Origin of the sequence: Bartonella sp. AP58NXGY (assembly GCF_042195785.1) — a bacterium.
Taxonomy (GTDB): Bacteria; Pseudomonadota; Alphaproteobacteria; order Rhizobiales; family Rhizobiaceae; genus Bartonella.
Genome location: NZ_JBHIOY010000187.1, coordinates 1 through 813, shown reverse-complemented (window position 1 = coordinate 813; position 813 = coordinate 1). Strand labels below are relative to the sequence as shown.

General features: G+C 41.0%; 1 protein-coding gene. It reads left to right on the top strand.

Features of this window, described 5'->3' with window-relative positions; translation table 11 throughout:
* A partial coding sequence (locus ACFINC_RS10350; protein WP_375617157.1) for a type ISP restriction/modification enzyme occupies positions 1-515 on the top strand: 515 nt, incomplete at its 5' end.
* Between the last annotated feature and the right edge of the window lie 298 nt (positions 516-813).

The following is an 813-nucleotide window of genomic DNA, read 5'->3' as shown; positions in this document are numbered from 1 at the left end:
CAACGGTCAAAAGAGTAGAGGATTTTTGGGCTTTTGTGACAGCGGGGCGAAAGCTTGGTGAGTTGCATATGAATTATGAGGAGGTTGAACCCTATCCTGTGACCGATAAACAGGGAGATCCAAAAACTTGGGTGATTTCTGATGCGGAGAGTTTTTATCGTGTTCAAGCGATGAAATTTGCGGGTAAGCGTGGTGCTGTTGATAAAAGCACCGTGGTTTATAATGCGCATATTACGATGCAGAATATCCCTCTTGAAGCGTATGATTATGTGGTGAGTGGTAAGCCTGCTCTTGAATGGGTGATGGAGCGGCAGATTGTCAAAACAGATAAAGCAAGTGGGATTGTGAATGATGCTAATCGTTATGCTGTTGAGACGGTGGGTAACCCAGCCTATCCTTTGGAATTGTTTCAACGGGTTATTACGGTCAGTTTAGAAACGATGAAAATTGTGCGCAGTCTTCCAAAATTAGAAGTGCGAGAAACTGAAAAGGTTAAGTTATCTATTGTGCGGTAAAAATGTGTCGAGTCATAACAAGCTGGTACTCTCATACATTTTGCGAGTTCGTGGGTGTTGCGATAAGCTCTTGGCATTTAAGATGGGTCAGAAGAGGCATGTCTTTCTTGTATCGTTTTACGCTACACGACTCTTTTTCCTTGAGATGTGCAAGCAAATGGTTTTGATTGATTCAACAGAGTGAGAGAATCTTACGCTATTCAAGATTTTTATTTAAGATGAAAAACACTTATCTTTATCAATCAATATGTTGGTGGCAATAAAACACCCTACGCAATAAGGTCGCTAAAATTATGAC